Source organism: Siphonobacter aquaeclarae (genome assembly GCF_900103285.1).
Taxonomy (GTDB): domain Bacteria; phylum Bacteroidota; class Bacteroidia; order Cytophagales; family Spirosomataceae; genus Siphonobacter; species Siphonobacter aquaeclarae.
On the sequence record NZ_FNGS01000011.1, the window covers coordinates 126,805 to 145,520 of the forward strand.

An 18,716-nucleotide genomic window follows, 5' to 3' on the forward strand; every position below is an offset into this window, starting at 1 on the left:
AGCCGGGTGGTTTTTTTTTCCGGTTTTATGCTTTTCGCCTGAACCTAAGTTCCTGAACAGTAGTCATTTACGTTTTTTTGAAACATATAAGATTTGGTTTTACAGGTTCGCTTCATCATAAAAAACTGCTCCCCGGCTTTTTGAACAAATAAACGCTTACTAATTAACGATTTACAACATGAGTGCGACGCTGGATATTGTGCCTTTGCAGGATTGGATCAACACCAACGGCAAGCCTTTGATGATTGCGGGTCCCTGTAGTGCAGAAACAGAAGAACAGGTTTGGGAAACGGTGACCCAAATCGCCAAAGAAGGATATGCTCACGTGATCCGCGCGGGCGTATGGAAGCCCCGTACCCGCCCCGGAAGCTTTGAAGGCATGGGCGAAGCGGCTCTTCCGTGGCTGCAGGCGGTCAAGAAAGAAACCGGTCTTCCGGTGGCCGTCGAAGTAGCTACCCCCGAGCACATCGAACTGGCTCTCAAATACGGCGTCGACATTCTCTGGATCGGTGCCCGGACGACGGTAAACCCCTTTAACGTTCAGGAAATCGCTGACGCCCTCAAAGGGGTGGACGTGCCGGTTCTGGTGAAAAACCCGGTGAACCCCGACGTCGCGCTCTGGATCGGTGCATTTGAGCGTCTCCAGAACGCAGGTCTGAAGAAGCTGGCGGCTATCCACCGCGGGTTTTCCAACATGCAGGAAACCAAGTACCGGAACTCTCCGATGTGGCAGATTGCCCTCGAACTGAAGCGTCAGGTACCCAACCTGCCCCTCATCGGTGACCCCAGCCACATGGCCGGCAAGCGCGCCTACCTGGCTGAGCTGACCCAGCGATTCCTCGACCTCGATTACGACGGTCTCATCATCGAAACCCACCGCGACCCGGATAAGGCATGGTCAGATGCTTCCCAGCAGCTGACGCCGGCAGCCCTCGGCGAAATGCTTCGCCAGCTGCAGGTCCGCGAACCGGATTCCGCAGATACCCTTTACCACAGCCACATGGACGAGCTCCGCGCGAAGATCGATAACATCGACCGCGAACTCCTCGAAGTACTGGCTGCCCGGATGGCGATCGTGGAAAAAATGGGTGAATACAAGCGCGACAACAGCGTGACGATCTTCCAGATCGACCGCTGGAAGCAGGTTCACGCTTCCCGCGCCGAAATGGCGAAGAAACTCGGTCTCTACTCCGATCTCGTAGAAGACCTGTACCGCCTGATCCACGAGGCATCGATCCGGAAGCAAACGGAAGTGATGAACTCGGTTTCCCAGGCATAATCCGGTACCCCCGATCAATGAGGTCGTTCAGCAGAACGGCCTCATTTTTTATATCCCTGGTTTCGTCGTTGTTTTCCGGCGCCCGGTCGGGACAAACGCGCAGGTACCTCCCCTATTTGCTTCCTTTGCGTTCTCATTCTTCCGGTCATGTCTCAACACGATCCCTTTGCAGCCCTCCGCTACCGCGAATTCACTTTTTTCGGCCTTGGCAGCTTTCTGCTGACAACCGCGCTCCTCATCCAGGAAGTAGTTCTGGGTTATGAGATCTACCGGATCACGCATGACCCGCTGGCGCTGGGCCTCGTAGGCCTTGCAGAAGCGATTCCGTACATGTCGCTGGCGCTGTTTGGCGGGCACTATGCCGACCGGTACGATAAAAAACGGATCATGCAGATCAGCCTCGTCGTGATTCTGGCCGGATCGGGGGTACTGCTTTGGGCGACGCTGCCGGAAACGCGCCGGATCCACGACGATCGTTTCCTGCTTGGGATTATCTATTCCGTCGTCGCGCTCATCGGGTTTGCCCGGGGCTTTTTCAGCCCGGCTTCTTCTTCGATGAAGGCCTTTCTGACACCCAGGGAAGTATATGCCAATGCCGCAACCTGGTACAGTTCATTCTGGCAGGCCGGGGCGATTCTCGGACCCGGCCTCGCCGGTTTTCTTTATGCCTGGATGGGGATGTCGGGTACGCTCTGGCTGGTAATTGCGCTGATGGTATGCGTCCTGCTGCTGATCTCCCTGATCGCACGAAAACCGATTCCGATGGCCAGTCACGAAACGGGAAGTGTCTGGGCCAGTATCCGCGAGGGTATCGGGTTCGTTTTCGGAAATAAATTGCTGCTGTATTCGATTTCACTGGATCTCGTAGCAGTACTCTTCGGCGGAGTGGTCGCCATACTGCCGGTATTTGCGCAGGATGTACTGCACGTAGGGGCAGAAGGCCTCGGAGTACTCCGCGCTGCACCGTCTATCGGCGCCGTACTGACATTACTGGGTACCGCGGTGTGGTCTCCCGTGCGGAAGGCGTGGCTCAATATGTTGATCGCAGTAGCTGGTTTCGGCCTTGCAACGCTGGTTTTCGCGGTATCTACGCACTTCTGGCTATCGGTGGCGATGCTGTTTCTGACGGGGGCGTTTGACAGTATCAGCGTCGTCATCCGGCAGGCTATCCTGCAATTGGTACCACCCGATGAGATCCGGGGACGGGTTATCTCGGTCAACAGTATCTTCGTCAGCGCCTCCAACGAAATCGGGGCGTTTGAATCGGGACTGCTGGCGAAAGTATTCGGAGCGGTACCGTCGGTACTGCTTGGCGGTGGACTGACGCTGCTGATCGTCGGTTTTGTCTGGGTGCGCTCCCGGGAGCTTATTCATGTCAGACTGATCTGATAAAGAAGAAGGCGCCCTCTGGCGCCTTCTTCTTTATTCAAAAATCTTAAAGCCGAAGTAGCCTACGGCCAGCCAGATCAATCCTTTTATCAGGAAAAAGAAAAAGCCGGCCCAACCCAACCGCTTGATCCATGCCTTCCATTTCGGCACGCCGGGTTCCTGCGTTTCCATGTTTGTGTCGTTCTACTTAGTCTAATTCCAATTGAATTTCAAAAAAAGGAATCCTTCGGGAAAGAACCTACTTTTTTATGTCCGGAGGCAGCAGATACCGGGCAAAAAAGCTCTCCGAACGCCCCATGTATTGATTGGCCAGGACGCGGTCGCCTGTGGCATTATACCGGGCGAGGTCCGGCCAGCGGCTTCCGATTTCGGATAAGCGGGAAGAAGGAAGTACACTTACCCGCTGGTATTGCCCTCCCGGGACCAGCAGCAGGATCTTGGCTGCGTATTGCGTGGAAAGTAGCAATACTATCCACATCACGGTTCTTCCCTTCTTTCCGAAGAAAGCAAACTCCCAACTCCCCAGCCAGACGACCCAAAGCGTCGCCAACGCAAACCGATTGCCAAAATCATTGACATTGCTGATGTATATACTGCCACCGGTAATCAGGCAAAGTGCCGTCCATCCGGCGAACGGAAAGGTATAGAAGGTAAGCATTGTCTGCTTTCGAACGAAAACATAATAAATACCCCAGGTCAGCAGCAGAAAGATCAGCGCCTTTTCAGCGGATACCCCGGCGTAAAAGAAGCCGGACTGATTCAGCGGCATATGGCCCTGAAAATACGCGCCGAGAATCAGCAATGCCGGTAAACAGGCCAGTGCTGTGATCGTTTCGGTCTTCTGTACTTTCGGATTTTTCAGGAAAAGGAACAGCAGCCAGGGCAGAAAACCGATACTTGCGACGGTCGACCAGAACGGCAATGCCAGTCCGGCCGGTATTACCCATTTCCGGGAAATCTGACCCGTCCATGCCGCTCCCCAGATCCCCATCGCCACCCAGATACCCAGTTGGTGCTGGGGAATCCAGAGCAGTCCTGCCGCTGCCGAATCGAAGGTCAGCGGAACCGAACCGGCAGGTACCAGCGCATTCAGGAAATGGCCGTTGCCTCGCCAGGCATTCGCCAGTCCCTGACCGTTGAATAATGCCAGCAGTCCCTGCGGCGCCTTAACCAGCCAAAGCAGGTTTCCGGAAAGCATAAAACACACCGGCAGCCAGGCATTTCTCCGACCCAGTATGTACAACCAGGCAAAACTCAGCCACAAGCCGAGGGTTGTCCAGCCGAAACACACAAGCAATGCCGCGCGGATACCGGCCAGTTTTCCCGCCAGCGCAGGCACCAGATAAAATGCGATGTAGTAGCAGAGATAGAATCCGTCGCCTTCTGCGTAGCGAACCGGCCAGGGGCGTACAATCAGATCGTGGAGTACGAGGTTATGCTTTTCCCAGTCGCCGACCTGTAACACCCACTCTCCCGCGCCGGATAGTGCCGCCCAGCCGACTGCCGGAATAAGCAGCCACCACAGCGGCGCCGGCGGCAATTGGCCTTCGGGCTGCAACCGGCGATAACCCATTGCAACAGAAGCGATTGTCGACAAAAGTGCTGCAAAGGACACTGCCGGCTGCAACCATCCACCGAAAAACAACCCCAGGGGAAGCAGCAGGTATAACAGGCTCAGAGCCAGCAGCGTCCGGATTTTCAAGGCAGGATTACGCGTTTGAGCATTTCCGTATACAGACGGATGCCCTCTTCGATTTCATGAAGGTAAATGAACTCGTCGGCCTGGTGCGAGCGCGCCGAATCGCCGGGTCCCATTTTCAGCGACGCACAGCCAATGACGGCCTGGTCGGACGTCGTCGGCGAACCATACGTATTCCGACCCATCGCCACGCCGGCCTGTACGATGGGATGCTCCATCGGGATGCTCGACGGGCGCAGCCGTACGGAACGGGCCTGCACCTCCGACTTCATATTGGCCTGGATGATTTCACAGGCTTCTTCGAGGGTATACTGATCGGTCACACGGACGTCGATCGTGAACTGGCAACTGGCCGGTACGACATTGTGCTGCCGGTTTTCGGTGCTGATGACCGTCGCCGACATTTTCATTTTCCCGAGCGTCGGCGAAACTTTCGGAAATTCGTAGGAACGGATCCAGGCAATATCGTCAAGAGCCTTGTACAAGGCATTTTCCCCTTCTTCGCGCGCGGCATGGCCGGCTTTGCCCTGGGCCAGGCAATCGAGTACCAGCAGGCCTTTTTCGGCTACGGCAAGGTGCATCTGGGTCGGCTCGCCAACAATAGCGAACTCAATTTCTCCCAGCTCTCCGGAACTCCAGAGTAGCTCCATACCGTCTTTGCCCGATACTTCCTCTTCAGAAGAGGCAGCGAATACTACGTTGTATGTCAGGTCAGTACGGCCGTAAAAGTAGCAGAACGCAGCCAGAAGGGATACCAGGCATCCGCCGGCGTCATTGGAACCGAGTCCGTATAATTTTCCGTCTTCGACGAGCGCCTTGAACGGGTCCATCGTCCACTTCGGATTGGGCTTGACGGTATCATGGTGGGAATTCAGAAGCACCGTCGGCAGAGCCGGATTAAAATGCTGGTTCCGTGCCCACAGGTTATTCTTCAACCGGCGGAAGGGCATTGCCCTTTCGCGGAAAAATTCTTCAATCAGGTAAGCCGTATTTTCTTCTTCCCGACTGAAGGAAGGGGTCTCTATCAGGCGTTTAAGCAGGGTGATGGCATCCGCGGTGAGCGCGTCAAGCAATTGCGTCATGGCAAATCAGTTAAAAGGAGCCCCATTGGCGGGGGGAAGGAGGCTGGCGGTAAACCGGTCGGACAGCTGTCGAATATCTTCCTTACGGGCCAGGGGAGCCAGCCATTCGGCAGGGATTCCGTCTGTTCCGTAATACAGGCCGGCCAGGCCGCCCGTTACAGAACCGGTGGTATCGGCATCTCCAGCCAGGTTAACTCCGCGCAGCAGCGCCTCCTGAAAAGATGAAGTAGTCAAAAGACTCCACAAACTCGCTTCGAGGGAATGGAGAACATATCCCGAAGAGTAAATATCGCTCTCCGGAAACGATGCCAGGTCTTCGGCCAGAATGCGGTGAAAAAGCTCCAGTTCGTCGGCCGGAGCCTGGGTTTCCAGAAAAGCAGGTAACCCGGACTGAATACCGGCAAAGGCAGCTTCTTTGGAAAGACCGTCGAGCAACAGACCCGCAAATTCGACAAGAATGAAACAGGCAATAGCAGAGCGGATATGCCCGTGTGTAATCGAGGATACATTCCGGACAAGCTGGAAACGTTCGGCTTGTGAGAAGCCGGCGCCGTGAACGCTGCGGAAGAAAAAGGCCAGGGGCAGAATCCGCATGAGCGAGCCGTTTCCGTTGCACAACTCGTGGGTTTCGCCGGCAAGAATGGGTTCTACTCCCTGTTCAAGCCTGTCCAGCGCGTTCCGGGTGGCAATTCCGACATCGAAAACGGTGCCGTTGGCCGTCCAGTGGGCATACAGGTACCAATTGAGAAATCGCTGAGCGAGTCCGGCATAATCGATTTGACCGCCAATCAGGCTTTCTGTCGTCTGGTAGGTCAAGGCACTGTCGTCCGACCAGGTACCCGGCGGCTGGTGATGCGTGCCGTAGCCCCGCATACCGGACACAGGCTTCTCCTTTAGAAACTTGCGGGTCGTGAACTCAACGGGAACCCCCATTGCGTCTCCGACCGCAGTACCCAGTAAAAAACCCTGTATCTGAGTTGGAGTCATACGGTGTTGCAAATTTTGGACGTCTGCAAATTACGAAAACTTCGTCACAGGCGTATACGCGTACCGGCCGTTCCGGTCGCGACCGCGCCGCGGATATCTTCGGCATGACAGATCGTGACCTGGCGGACGCCGTCCGACAACGCCTTGAAGGCATTGTCCAGCTTCGGAATCATCCCGGCCGAAATCACGCCGGAGACTTTGTGCTCAGCGAAGAGCGAAGGCGTCAGTTCCGGGATTACCGTCGAATCGTCGTCCGGATCCACGAGTACGCCTTTTTTCTCGAAGCAATACACCAGGTTTATGTCAAACAGCTGGCTAAGCGCAACGGCAATAGCCTGTGCCTGGGTATCCGCGTTGGTATTGAGCATCGACGCGAGGGTCGCATCGAACGTCAGCGGGGCAAAAACCGGCACAAAACCGGCCTCCAGCAAGCGGGCAATCTGCCCGGCATCTACTGCTTCAATGTCTCCGACAAAACCATAGTCGACCGACCAGCCCGTCCGTTTCTTCGAGCGGATGACTGCGCCGTCGGCACCCGTCAGCCCGAACGCATTGCAGCCGTTTGCCTGCAGCCAGGCGACGAGCTGTTTGTTAACCAGACCGCCATAAACCATGGTCACGACGTCAAGCATGGCGGCGTCCGTTACCCGGCGACCTTCCACCATCACAGTCTCAACTCCCAGTTTTACCGCTACCTGCGTGGCAATCTTGCCGCCGCCGTGAACGAGAATCTTCGGTCCTTCCAACGCCGCGAAGTCCTGCAGAAACTGCTGCCGCAACCCGGGGTTATCGACGACGTTTCCGCCTATTTTGATGACTGATAACATGTGAAATCGTTTTCGGTTTTCGGTTTTCTGTTTTCAGTCATCCGTGTCAGGCAACAGAAAACTGAAAACAGAAAACCGAAAACGATTAATCAACGGATAGCCGTCAACATTTGCTTGATCACCGCCTGCGCCGCCCAAACCCGGTTACCGGCTTCGTGGATGACAATGGAGTTGGGAGAATCGAGGACGGCGTCGTCGACGACCACATTGCGGCGCACCGGCAGGCAGTGCATGAATTTGGCGTCGTTTGTCAGCGCCATTTTCTCCGTTGTCACGCGCCATGCCGGATCGCTGTTGATGATTTTTCCATATTCCCGGTAGGAAGACCAGTTTTTGGCGTAGATGAAATCGGCGCCTTCAAAGGCTTCGTTCTGATTATAGGTCACTTTTGCATTACCGGAAAACTGGGGGGCCAGTTCGTAACCTTCGGGGTGGGTAATGACAAAGTCCACGTCCGCCACGTTCATCCACTCCGCAAAGGAGTTGGGCACTGCCTGCGGAAGGGCCTTCACGTGCGGCGCCCAAGTCAGGACTACTTTCGGACGGGGTTTTGTTTTGTATTCTTCGATGGTGACGAGGTCGGTCAGCGATTGCAGCGGGTGTCGGGTAGACGATTCCAGGCTGAGAATCGGCCGGCCGGCGTACTTCACAAACTGGTTGACAACTTCTTCGCTATAGTCTTTTTCGCGGTCGTTCAATGTCGGGAAGCTGCGTACACCGATAATGTCACAATACTGCCCGATGACGGCGGCGGCTTCCTTCACATGCTCCGCCTTGTTCCCGTTCATAATGGCGCCGTCTTCGAACTCCAGTCCCCAGGAATCTGCGGTGACGTTCATCACCATGACCTTCATGCCCAGGTTTTCGGCTGCTTTCTGCGTACTCAGCCGTGTCCGCAGACTGGAATTAAAAAACAGGAGGCCAATGGTTTTATGGTGGCCCAGGTGCTCGTCCCCAAACGGGTTCTGCTTCTGACGGAGCGCTTCCTGAACCAATCCCGAGAGGTCCGGGACATCATGAACGGAAAGAAATTGTTTCATCGAGGATATCAGTTGGGGGTTTTCAGTTTTCGGTTTACCGTTTTCAGTTGACATACTCCCCACCGAAAACCGTAAACCGAAAACCGAAAACTGAAAATTTTACTTATACACTCACCGCCAGCACCTGCTCCAGCGCTTCGAGGAACTGATCGCTTTCGGCCTGGCCGATGGCCAGACTCGGCAGCAGACGCAGGGTATGTTTGCCGGCGTATCCGCAGAAGATTTTGTGTTCAAACAGGAGGCTGTCGCGGATTTTATCGACAGGCTGTTCGAATTCAATACCAATCATCAGTCCGCGGCCGCGCAGTTCCTTGATACCGTTGATACCCTTCAGCTGCTCCATCAGGTACGCGCCCTGCTTTTCTGCGTTGGCGATGAGGCTCTCGTTTTTCATGATATCGAGTACCGCAACCGCCGCCGCACAAGCCAGGTGGTTACCGCCGAAAGTCGTTCCGAGCATGCCGAATTTGGCCTGGAACTTCGGGGAGATCAGTACGCCGCCGATCGGAAATCCGTTGCCCATACCTTTGGCAGTCGTGATCACATCCGGATCAATACCTGCAAACTGGTGGGAGAAGAACTTACCGGTACGTCCATAGCCGCACTGAACCGAATCGAGAATCAGCACGGAGCCGAACTGGTCACAGAGGCGACGGGCTTCCTGCAAAAATTCGGTGGAGGTTACCTGAATCCCGCCTACTCCCTGGATCCCTTCCACAATCACTGCACAAATCTCTTCGCTCATCTCCGCCTTCAAAGCTTCGATGTCGTTGAAGGGGATAAATGTCACGTGAGAACGGTCATTGATCGGAGCCGCAATGGCGGGGTTGTCGGTAACCGCTACTGCGCCGGCCGTCCGGCCGTGAAACGAGTTTTTGAACGCGATGACTTTCTTGCGGCCGTTGTAAAACGATGCCAGTTTCAACGCGTTTTCATTCGCCTCTGCGCCGGAGTTCACCAGAAACAACGAATAGTCAGGGTAGCCGGACAATTCGCCAAGCTTCTGCCCCAATTCCTTCTGAATCGGAATCTGCACCGAGTTGGAGTAGAATCCGATCTGGGAAAGCTGCCGGGTCAATGCCTCGACGTAATACGGGTGGGTATGGCCGACAGAAATGACGGCGTGACCGCCGTAAAGGTCCAGGTAGCGGTCCCCGTTCTTATCCCAGAGGTAGCTTCCCTGCGCCTTTACCGGCTCGATGTCGTATAGCGGATATACATTGAATGGCTGCATGATCTTCAGAAATTAGAACCCGACAGATTTCAGCTTCAGCCCGGTGGTTTCGTCCAGGCCGAAAAGCAAATTCATGTTTTGGACAGCTTGCCCGGAAGCACCTTTGGTAAGGTTATCGATGATACTGGTAATCAATAATTTACCTTCGTGTACTTCGAGGTGGAGCAGTCCTTTATTGGTATTGACGACCTGCTTGAGGTCAATGCCCGCTTCGCTGACATGCGTAAACGGATGCGCGGTGTAGTAATCGGAGTACAGACGTTTAGCGTCTTCCTGAGTACCATCAAAAGCCGTGTAGACGTTTGCCATGATTCCCCGGGTGAAATTGCCCCGGTAAGGAATGAAGTTAACCTCCCGGGTAAAGTCCGGCTGCCCTTTCCGTAGTACCATGCCGATTTCCGTCAGGTGCTGGTGGGAAAATGCCTTGTAGATACTCAGGTTGTTGTTCCGCCAGCTGAAATGACTGGTAGCGCTGAGAGATTGCCCGGCGCCGGTGCTTCCGGTCACGGCCGAAACATGTACCTCATCACGCAGCAGACCTGCCTGCGCCAGGGGAAGCAGCGCCAGCTCAATACTGGTCGCAAAACAACCGGGGTTCGCAATTTTCTGCGCGCCGCGGATCGTATCCCGCTGCAGTTCCGGCAAACCGTACACGAAGCCATTGGATTCGTCCCGGAAATCCGTGCTCAGGTCAATGATTCGTACCTGTTCGAATTCCGGCTGCGCGGCCAGAAATTTCTTTGATTCACCGTGTCCGGAGCAGAGGAAAACCACGTCGACGTCGGTATGGAATTCTTCCGAAAAACGAAGATCCGTATCGCCGAAGAGATCGGTATGCGTCGAAGCCACCGGCTTACCGGCCTGGCTTTTCGAATGTGCATACGCGATGGTAGCCTCCGGGTGATGTATGAGAATGCGGAGCAATTCACCGCCGGTATAGCCGGCCGCTCCGATGATGCCTACTTTCATAACATGTGGCGTGGGGCATGGGGCACAGGGGATAAGCTCCTTTGCTCCAGGCTGCCTACGCGTTGAGTTCCGTAATCTTGCGGTGAATCATCGTCTGGTTGGACGCTACTTTAGAGAACCCGCGGACGTCGTCTCCGGTCCAGGCGTTGTTCATTTCTCCGTAGCTGCCGAAGACGTTGCTCATCAGGTCGTAAGGTGATTCGATACCCGTCACCACGAAGCGGTACGGCTGTAGTAACACGTTGACTTTTCCGGTCACATGTTCCTGAGTACTTTGAAGGAATGTCTCTACGTCACGCATAGCCGGTTCGAGGAACTGGCCTTTGTGCAGCAGCGTACCGTAGTTTCCGGAGAGCAGTTCCTTGAAATAAATCTGCTGTTCGGTGAGGACGTGCTTTTCAAGTGCGTGGTGCGACTTGATGATGATCAGGGGAGCCGCCGCTTCGAAACCGACCCGGCCTTTGATGCCGATAATCGTGTCACCGACGTGAATGTCACGACCTACGGCAAAAGGCGCTGCGATAGACTGAAGCTTGCGGATCGCGTCTACCGGGTTTTCGAAGGTTTCGCCGTTAACGCCCTTGAGTTCGCCTTGTACAAATTCGAGGGTTACTTTTTCCGTATCCTGGCGTTCGAGTTGCGTCGGCCAGGCTTCTTCCGGCAGGTAGCCATCGGAAGTCAGGGTTTCTTTTCCGCCGACAGACGTCCCCCAGAGTCCTTTGTTGATCGAGTAAGCCGACTTGGTCCAGTCGCGCTGTACACCTTTTTCCGTGAGGTATTCGATTTCCGCTTCGCGGCTGAGGCGCAGGTCACGGATCGGAGTGATGATTTCCACGTCGGGAACGACGATCCGGAATACCATATCGAAACGAACCTGGTCGTTGCCTGCGCCGGTACTGCCGTGCGCAACAGCCTTCGCACCGATCTGCTTGGCGTATTCTGCCACAGCCAATGCCTGGAATACCCGTTCCGCACTGACGGAAAGAGGATAGGTATTGTTTTTCAGGACGTTTCCGAATACCAGGTACTTCAGACAGTTGTCGTAATAATCGTTGACGACATCGAGGGTCGCGTGGCTGGCTACGCCCAGTTCGTAGGCGTTCCGTTCAACAGTCTGGAGTTCGGCCAGCGTAAAGCCGCCGGTATCTACCAGGACGGAGTGTACTTCGTAGCCCCGGTCTTCTGCCAGGTACTTGACACAGAAAGAGGTATCGAGACCGCCACTATACGCCAGCACAACTTTCGGTTTACTCATTGATCTAGGGATTTTAGGGATGCCGGGCTTGAAAGCCGGTGCAAAAGTACGTCCGGACGAGCCTGAAAACGAATCTGCGGACGGCGGTTATACAAAAAAACGGGCGGGGGACATCCCCTACCCGTCTGGATTCAACACGATACAGGTCAGCCATACCGGCCGACACATCAAAGGACGGGTTCTTCGATTTCCTCGTTTTCGTCATGCCTGAGCAGCAGGCGTTGCTTGATCCTGTTCCAGCGTTCGTAAATCTTCGCATTCTTGAGGAAGTTCCAGGAAGGTTTACGCTCCTTTTCCTTTTCCCACGAAGGATCAAACATCATACCGGTGCAGAGGCAGTGCTTCCGCCCCGTCCGGGTCAGGACGTCAAAGTTTACGCAGGACGAGCAGCCTTTCCAGAAGGCTTCGTCTACGGGAAGTTCGCTGAAGGTAGTCGGCTTATATCCCAGGTCCGAGTTGATCTTCATCACGGCGAGGCTGGTCGTGATGCCAATAATACGGGCATTCGGGTATTTCGTCCGGGAAAGCTGAAATGCTTTCTCCTTGATCATTTTCGCGATACCGCTCTTGCGGTGATCGGGGTGGACGATCAGGCCCGAGTTGGCCACAAACTTGCCGTGGTCCCAGGTTTCGATGTAACAAAAGCCTACCCATTGCCCGCTGACGGTCATGGCTACAATGGCCTTCCCTTCCTCCATCTTGCGACGGATGTACTCGGGCGAACGTTTGGCAATACCGGTCCCGCGTTGCTTGGCACTTTCTTCCATGTGCCAGCAAATCTCCTCGGCAAGGTACAGATGCTCTTTCGAGGCTATCTGGACTTTATATTCGTTCATTGTATTACTAACGGAAAAAAAACGGCGTTGAATGAAAGGTTACAGTTGACTGCTTGTCAGACAGCCTTGCTTAACGACCCATTACAACCAGAAAAGGAAGAGAAAAGTGTGCCGGACGGCGAAAAAATCACAGACGTACCGGCCTCCGTCGCTCAGGCCTGAAGAAAGGCTGCCTCGGAAGCTTGGTATTGAAGAAAGGCTCGATGATGCCCCGTGATTTCATTTTTCCTTTGAGAAAGATGTTGTTCCTTAAAACGACGCAAAGTTTAAAAAAATCGCGTTACTTCACACAAGCAACCCAAGATTTTTTTGTCTATCTTAGACTGACGGTTGGATGACAGGACGGCCGGCAGGTTTAATGGACCGCCGCATCCCGGGACGATTATGACGAATAAACTCACTTCGGAAGACCTTATCTACGGCTATATGAACGGAATTTTTCCGATGGCCGATTCGGACGGCACGTTGTACTGGTATTCTCCCGATCCCCGCGCTGTTATCCCCATTGAAACATACAAACCGGCCAAATCGCTCCGGCCGGTTCTCAATCGCAAAACATTTGATATACGTGTCAACACCGATTTCGAAGGTGTCATGCGGGGCTGCGCCCGTACCCGCTCCGACGGCGAAGGCACCTGGATTTCGGAAGAAATCATCGAGGCCTATACCGACCTCCACCGCTACGGTTTCGCCCATTCGGTGGAAGCGTACCTCGACGATGAGCTCGTCGGCGGTCTGTACGGCGTAGCCATCGGCGGGGCCTTTTTCGGAGAATCGATGTTCTATTCTGTCCCCAACGCTTCCAAAGTAGCTTTTCACCACCTCATCGAACGCCTGAAAGACCGGCATTACTCCCTGCTGGATACCCAGTTTATCAACGACAATGTCCGCCGCTACGGCGCTGTCGAAATCGCCCGGGCCGAATACATGTTCCGCCTCCGTATCGCCCTCGACCTCCGCTGCCAGTTTGCGGACGGGGTGCCGGAGTATGCGATTGTGTTTCAGGAAAAATGAGCAGGTTTTCGGTTTTTGGTTTTCAGTTGGCTGGGCTGAGATTTCCGCTCACCCCAACTGAAAACCAAAAACTATAAACTGAAAACTAATTTCTCTTATGCACATCACTCCCCCCCGACTTATGCACCTGCACGTTGCGGGCTTTGCCGGAGTAATAGACGTCGCTGCCGCCGGAGGCGTCAATAATGGCTTCTTCGTTGGCGTGGATGTAGGCGTCTGAACCGCCGGAGGCGTCCACCGCGACGCGGTCCGCTTCGAGGTCACTGGCCTTCAGGTCGGAGCCGCCGCTGCATTTCGCGTCAAACCGGGCTACTTTTCCGGAAAGAATCAGATCGGAACCGCCGGTAGCGGAGGCAGTAAGCCGGTCTGCTGTCAGGGCGAGTTTGGCGTCAGAACCACCACCCAGATCCAGTACCAGTTCTTTGAAGTTCAGCGTACCTTCGGAGAAAACGTCTGAACCGCCGCCGGCACGAAGCTTGTTGAAGCTCTTGAATGTCAGATAGGCTTTGACGGAGTTATTCCGCTTCCAGCCGACGCCGTCACGGTCAATACGCAGAATCAGGGTGCCGTCTTTCACTTCCGAAATCACTTCCTTTTCCTCCAGTCCTTTTACCTCGAACGTGAGCGATTCCGTGTTTCCCTGTTTCAGGTAAATATCAATTCCATGGCTGACCTGAATACCGGAAAAACCGGATACGGACCGTGATTTTTTCCATTCCTGGGCGTGCGCCTGCGCGGCGACCAGCATAGCGGTAAGGGCGAGTAGTTTTTTCATCAGGGATGTTGGTTTTGGGAAAGAGATGCGGAAGATGGGGGAAACGTTGCAGCCGTTCCGAAAGAAACCAGTGCGGCCTGCCTTTCAAGTGATGTTTTCTGGGCCTTTCCTTCAAGAAAGCGCAGGCGTTGGTAGACATCAAACCGCAGCTTGACGATTTCCGAAACGGTGCGAAAGTCGACATGCCATTGGTCATCAAGGTACTTCGGAGCAGTCTCCACATAAGCACGGACCTGCCCGATCAATTCTCCGTCCGTGTCGTTTTCCCTCTCTTTTTGAAGCAATGGAAGAATCTCGCCAAAAGCACACCTGACATCGTTTTCCTTTTCTTCCAACGCCTGAATCTCCCGAATCCATTGGTTTTGCGTGGCCGATTCCGGTTCCTCCACCATTGCGTTGAGACGGGTACCTATTTCTTCCGTTTCAGTTACAAAACGCTGGCGGGCAGCTGTACAAGCAAACAGTTCGCGGTAGGCGTTTGTCAGTTCCTGATTTGGCCCGTCCTTACTTTTGGCAAACAGGTAAATCGCCCGGTCTGCTTCTTTCCGGGTTGTTTTAAGCTCCTCAATTTCCTTTTCCAGTTCCCGTTGAAGGGTGAAAGCACCTTCCGCTCTATAGCGTCTGCCATCAAAATCAAACGTCCGGATTTCCTTTGCGTTGGTTTGAATAAAGCCAAGTAGGTTGTAATCCTCTTCATCACTGCTGATCCAGTCTGAAAGTCCCTGTACCTCATCGGAAAAAACGGATACCCAGTCTTCCCCGGCTATCCCCCCCTCCAGGTCGAACGACTCGATCACGCGGTTGTTGTAATACGTTCCAAACAGCCTGGGGAAACCGTATTTCTCTTCGTCTTCTTCAACCAGTTTTACGTAGCCGGCATGATCCAGGACTACAGGCGTTTCTTCAAATTTTACAGGGGCGTAGAGAAGATCGGTCATTGCGTGCTGAAACTTCTCCGGTTGTGTGAACAAAACCCATGCCGGTTCGGTATAACTCTCTGAAGGAATACTGAGTTTTCTCAGGTATTTTTCCCGCTCTTCACGTGCGGGGTGAGAGGCCCATTGATTCTTGAAATTAACCCGACCGGTAATAAGTCGGGCAAGGTCTTCGTCTTCCACCCGAACCATCCCGTTCGCAAAGGCAATTCCTTTTTCACGGGCAATATTCTCCATTACCCAGCTTTGGTTCCGGTAGGCATTAGCTGACCTGTATTTCAGTCCGATGAGGGCGTTTAACTGCTGGATCATCGCATCATAAGCAGCGGATGCTACCTCTATTTTCCGCAGCGCCTGAATCTGCTGTTCGCTCCCGGCCACGCTTGCTCCTACTGCATCGGCATCGAATTCCATTTCACGGGAAAGGCCCATGTTCGTTTTTGCAAGCAGGTTATGAACGGACCGGAGAACGCGAATGCACTGGGTAACAAACCAGCGGGTCAAACCTGCGAAAATGGCGAAAACAGAATGCCACTCACCCCAGGTATGAAGCAGATTCAACCAGCCGTCGTTTTCATACAGAAGGTTATAAATGATCTTGTTCGTTTGGTATACATAAGAGCCCAGGCGCGTGCTCTTTTGCGAAAAATGCCCGAATTCATGCCCGACAACTGCCTTCAATTCACTGATTGTCAAAGCATTTACCAGACCAAGGCCGATAATCAGGTTTTTTCGGACGGGAAGAAACATACTCCAGAAAGTGGAGTCATAAAACACCGCAGCATTGACTTCCGGAGAAAGGAATATCTTCCTGGGCAGCGGCGCATGCGCTTCCCGGGCAGTTCGGTATACAAACTCAAACAGGAGCGGCTCGTCGGCTTCCCGAATCTCAATCATACCTGACACGTCGGTTTTTTGCCAGGTAAACAGAAATTTAATCAGGAAAAACAGGGTCATTCCACCGAACCCGAGCAATCCCACCCAGGCGAATAGAAGAAGACTGATACGGGAATTCTCGGTGAGAAATACAAGCAGCCACCAAAGCGCAGCGAATAGCACAATTGCAGCCACAAGCACCAGAAAGTACGTCAGTATAAAAAGTAGAATCCCGCCAATAACCTTTCTGACGTGCTTCTTGTACTCAGGAGACGGTTGATTTAAGTCGGCAGGAATAGAAGAGGGCGCAGGCGGATAAAGTCCGTTGAGTTGATCAGGCATACGATGGGTTAATTTTCCGCAAAAAACGAAAGGCTCCGGATATTTCCGAAGCCCGTTCATTTTCCTTTTTTAAATTATTTCTACGGGTATACCTGCGCCGTCGCCTACTTCCCCGACAACGCCGGATACCGGTATAATGCCGTCGGTTTTTCCGCCTGCCGGATCAAAAAATCCGCCACATCCGCCCGGCTGACCGCGCCAATACCCATGCCTTTGTATAGCTCCGTTTCAACGCGGTAGTGGCCGGTAAAGGGGCCGTCTGTCAGTCGCCCGGGACGGACAATTACCCACTTCATCGCCGAGTTGGCGACGACGGATTCCATCCGGGTCTTGTCTGCATATACGTCGCCAAGTATTAGCCGGAACAGCAACCGCATCGGCAGGGAATTGAAGGCAGCACTATCCCCCGCTCCGAATCCGGTCAGTACCACCACCGGTATCTGAAAATTCAATTCATTCTTCACTTCGATGAGCAGACAGGCGAAATCGGAATACAGCGTCGTAGCCCCGGTATTGCGGCCTGTGCCGAGGGTAACAATTACCGCGTCGGCGCCGGCTATTACATCCATAAGATCGATTTTCTCAAGCGCGCTGCCTTTCCGGTCAGTGAGGTCCGGATGGGCAGGCAGTCCCGTTCCGGAGCGCGACAGGGCCGTTACCCGGTGTCCCCGGTCCAACGCCTGCCTGACCGTTTCCTGCCCCACGCCGGCAGACGCCCCGATGATGGTCAGATTCATATTATTCCCGTTTTTTCTTTTCCCAAAGCTAAAACGGGGCGTCCGGCGACTGTTAATTTTGGCGGCAGAAACAACTACCTTTCAGGATACCACCGTCGTGAAAAACAAACACAAGCAGGGACAGCTCCGGGACGTGCAGGACGTCATTGACATCATCGGCGGGCGCTGGCGGGGCGCCATTCTCGCCAGTCTGTGCGACCGCGAAAAACGCTTCAACGACCTTCGGCGCGACGTTGGCGAGATTACCCCGCGTATCCTTATCAAGGAGCTGAAGTACCTCGAACTGAACAAACTCATCGGCCGGAACGAAGAAGCGCCGACGAAAGTCTCCTACTACATGACGCCGCACGGGAAATCCCTCGAACCGCTGATCGGCGCGATTGTGGCCTGGGGACGAAAACACCGCGAGGTTATTCTCTCTGAACCGCTCGAAGTTACCCCATAAAAAAAGTCCCGGAGGTATCCCCGGGACCTGCCTGTTTGCGTTCAGGTTACTTGGTCATGACTACTGTTCCGTTGACGACATAGGTACCCTTGTCTGTCACCAGGTTGTATACGGTTTCTGTCGACCGGCTATGGCTCTGTGTCAGAAATACTTCATAGTTTTTCAGGGTACCGTTTTCGGCTACATACAGGGTATCCCCTACCCGTACCTCTTCCATACGCATCGCGCCGCGGGCAGTCAGTACCGGGTGATTGGCCGTAGCTTCCAGGCGGGTAGTCGCCCAGCCGGTCGCAGCAGATGCCGTTACCCGCGCCGCGGGATCGATCAGCGTCAACTGTGTCAGGGAGAAAGACCGGCCGGTATGTACGTCTGTTCCGAGAACCGTCGCGGTTTCAGACAGCTTCGTCTGCGCATGGATACTCAGGATTTTTTCACCTTTCTGAATTGTTGAAATTGCCTGCTGCGAGCCATCTGCCAGCGTTACCAGCGCGTCAGCAGGGAAGCAGTACTCGATCTTTTCGCCTTCCTTCGCGGCTGCCGGTGTGCCGCCTGCGCCCGACTTCGTCAACGCGAAGGCGATGCAGGACGCCATGCCTTTCATCGCTTCTTCACCATACTTGAGGTCGTCGATGTACTTGCCCCATACCTCGCCCGGCGCATCCGGACTCGGCATCGGGAAGGCGCGGAACTTGCCGTCTTTGGGCGTCGTATAGATCACGTACATGCCCAGTTCGGCCATTTTCTCCGTTTCGAAGAGCTTGAAGAGGTATACACGGCGTTCGGTCCCGTCGGAAAACTTGAACACGAAGGGATCGCCGCTGCGGTCGAGGATAAAGCTTCCGGCCTTGACGTAGGTATCCTTTTCCAGGTTTTTGACCGTGATCTTTTTCGCGGCTTCGTATTCAGCTGCCGTGATGGGGCGCTTTTCACCGTCCTGGGCAACAGCCTGCAGCATCAGTGAGCAGGCAAGAAGAGTAAAGAATGTTTTTTTCATA

18 protein-coding genes are annotated in these 18,716 nt (G+C 54.2%); 4 read left to right on the forward strand and 14 right to left on the reverse strand.

The genetic code is table 11. The features are described from left to right. The first annotated feature begins 178 nt into the window (after positions 1–178). A complete protein-coding gene (locus BLR09_RS23450; protein ID WP_093208435.1) occupies positions 179–1,279 on the forward strand; it encodes a chorismate mutase in 1,101 nt (366 codons plus the stop codon). Positions 1,280–1,426: 147 nt separating this feature from the next. Next, entirely contained in the window at positions 1,427–2,668 is a 1,242-nt protein-coding gene (locus BLR09_RS23455; RefSeq protein WP_093208438.1) for an MFS transporter, read from the forward strand. Positions 2,669–2,701: 33 nt separating this feature from the next. Here the strand turns inward: BLR09_RS23455 and BLR09_RS25615 are convergent, their stop codons facing one another. The 10 genes from BLR09_RS25615 to BLR09_RS23500 all read right to left on the reverse strand — a co-directional run bounded on the left by BLR09_RS25615 (position 2,702) and on the right by BLR09_RS23500 (position 12,597). Next, a complete protein-coding gene (locus BLR09_RS25615; protein ID WP_176785652.1) occupies positions 2,702–2,839 on the reverse strand; it encodes a hypothetical protein in 138 nt (45 codons plus the stop codon). Positions 2,840–2,906: 67 nt separating this feature from the next. Beyond that, entirely contained in the window at positions 2,907–4,370 is a 1,464-nt protein-coding gene (locus tag BLR09_RS23460; protein WP_093208440.1) for a hypothetical protein, read from the reverse strand. After that, positions 4,367–5,449, reverse strand: coding sequence for a M20 family metallo-hydrolase (locus tag BLR09_RS23465; RefSeq protein WP_093208443.1), 1,083 nt, complete (start codon positions 5,447–5,449; stop codon positions 4,367–4,369). The genes BLR09_RS23460 and BLR09_RS23465 overlap by 4 nt, the downstream gene beginning before the upstream one ends. A gap of 6 nt (positions 5,450–5,455) precedes the next feature. Then, positions 5,456–6,436 carry an ADP-ribosylglycohydrolase family protein gene (locus BLR09_RS23470; RefSeq protein WP_093208445.1) on the reverse strand — a complete coding sequence of 327 codons (981 nt, stop codon included), beginning with the start codon at positions 6,434–6,436 and terminating at the stop codon, positions 5,456–5,458. 44 nt (positions 6,437–6,480) lie between these two features. Then, entirely contained in the window at positions 6,481–7,263 is a 783-nt protein-coding gene (argB, locus tag BLR09_RS23475) for an acetylglutamate kinase (RefSeq protein ID WP_093208448.1), read from the reverse strand. Between the two features lie 89 nt (positions 7,264–7,352). Beyond that, positions 7,353–8,303 (reverse strand): N-acetylornithine carbamoyltransferase, encoded by a 951-nt coding sequence (locus BLR09_RS23480; protein ID WP_093208663.1) that lies wholly within the window; start codon positions 8,301–8,303, stop codon positions 7,353–7,355. A gap of 103 nt (positions 8,304–8,406) precedes the next feature. After that, the gene (locus BLR09_RS23485) at positions 8,407–9,537 is read right to left on the reverse strand and encodes an aspartate aminotransferase family protein (protein ID WP_394331417.1); all 1,131 of its coding nucleotides are present in this window, start codon (positions 9,535–9,537) and stop codon (positions 8,407–8,409) included. A gap of 12 nt (positions 9,538–9,549) precedes the next feature. Beyond that, a complete protein-coding gene (gene argC / locus BLR09_RS23490) occupies positions 9,550–10,506 on the reverse strand; it encodes an N-acetyl-gamma-glutamyl-phosphate reductase (RefSeq protein ID WP_093208454.1) in 957 nt (318 codons plus the stop codon). Between the two features lie 55 nt (positions 10,507–10,561). After that, entirely contained in the window at positions 10,562–11,761 is a 1,200-nt protein-coding gene (gene argG, locus BLR09_RS23495) for an argininosuccinate synthase (RefSeq protein ID WP_093208456.1), read from the reverse strand. Between the two features lie 167 nt (positions 11,762–11,928). Then, complete coding sequence (locus BLR09_RS23500; protein WP_093208459.1) at positions 11,929–12,597, reverse strand: GNAT family N-acetyltransferase; 669 nt, start codon at positions 12,595–12,597, stop codon at positions 11,929–11,931. 384 nt (positions 12,598–12,981) lie between these two features. Between BLR09_RS23500 and aat the strand changes: the two genes are divergently transcribed. Continuing rightward, positions 12,982–13,611, forward strand: a complete 630-nt coding sequence (aat, locus tag BLR09_RS23505) for a leucyl/phenylalanyl-tRNA--protein transferase (protein WP_093208666.1) — start codon at positions 12,982–12,984, stop codon at positions 13,609–13,611. Between the two features lie 85 nt (positions 13,612–13,696). On the opposite strand, the gene BLR09_RS23510 is transcribed toward aat, so the two are convergent. From BLR09_RS23510 to BLR09_RS23520, 3 genes are all read right to left on the reverse strand, one after another. After that, positions 13,697–14,386 (reverse strand): head GIN domain-containing protein, encoded by a 690-nt coding sequence (locus BLR09_RS23510; RefSeq protein ID WP_093208461.1) that lies wholly within the window; start codon positions 14,384–14,386, stop codon positions 13,697–13,699. Continuing rightward, positions 14,386–16,539: a M48 family metallopeptidase gene (locus tag BLR09_RS23515; protein WP_176785653.1), complete on the reverse strand. Its 2,154-nt coding sequence runs from the start codon at positions 16,537–16,539 to the stop codon at positions 14,386–14,388. Before BLR09_RS23515 ends, BLR09_RS23510 begins: the two co-directional genes overlap by 1 nt. A gap of 104 nt (positions 16,540–16,643) precedes the next feature. Then, positions 16,644–17,276 (reverse strand): NAD(P)H-binding protein, encoded by a 633-nt coding sequence (locus BLR09_RS23520; RefSeq protein ID WP_093208466.1) that lies wholly within the window; start codon positions 17,274–17,276, stop codon positions 16,644–16,646. A 58-nt stretch (positions 17,277–17,334) separates the two neighbouring features. Here BLR09_RS23520 and BLR09_RS23525 point away from each other — a divergent pair, with 58 nt between their 5' ends. Beyond that, positions 17,335–17,721 (forward strand): winged helix-turn-helix transcriptional regulator, encoded by a 387-nt coding sequence (locus BLR09_RS23525; RefSeq protein ID WP_218126707.1) that lies wholly within the window; start codon positions 17,335–17,337, stop codon positions 17,719–17,721. Positions 17,722–17,767: 46 nt separating this feature from the next. On the opposite strand, the gene BLR09_RS23530 is transcribed toward BLR09_RS23525, so the two are convergent. Further along, a complete protein-coding gene (locus tag BLR09_RS23530) occupies positions 17,768–18,715 on the reverse strand; it encodes a Hint domain-containing protein (RefSeq protein WP_093208471.1) in 948 nt (315 codons plus the stop codon). Position 18,716 lies beyond the last annotated feature (1 nt).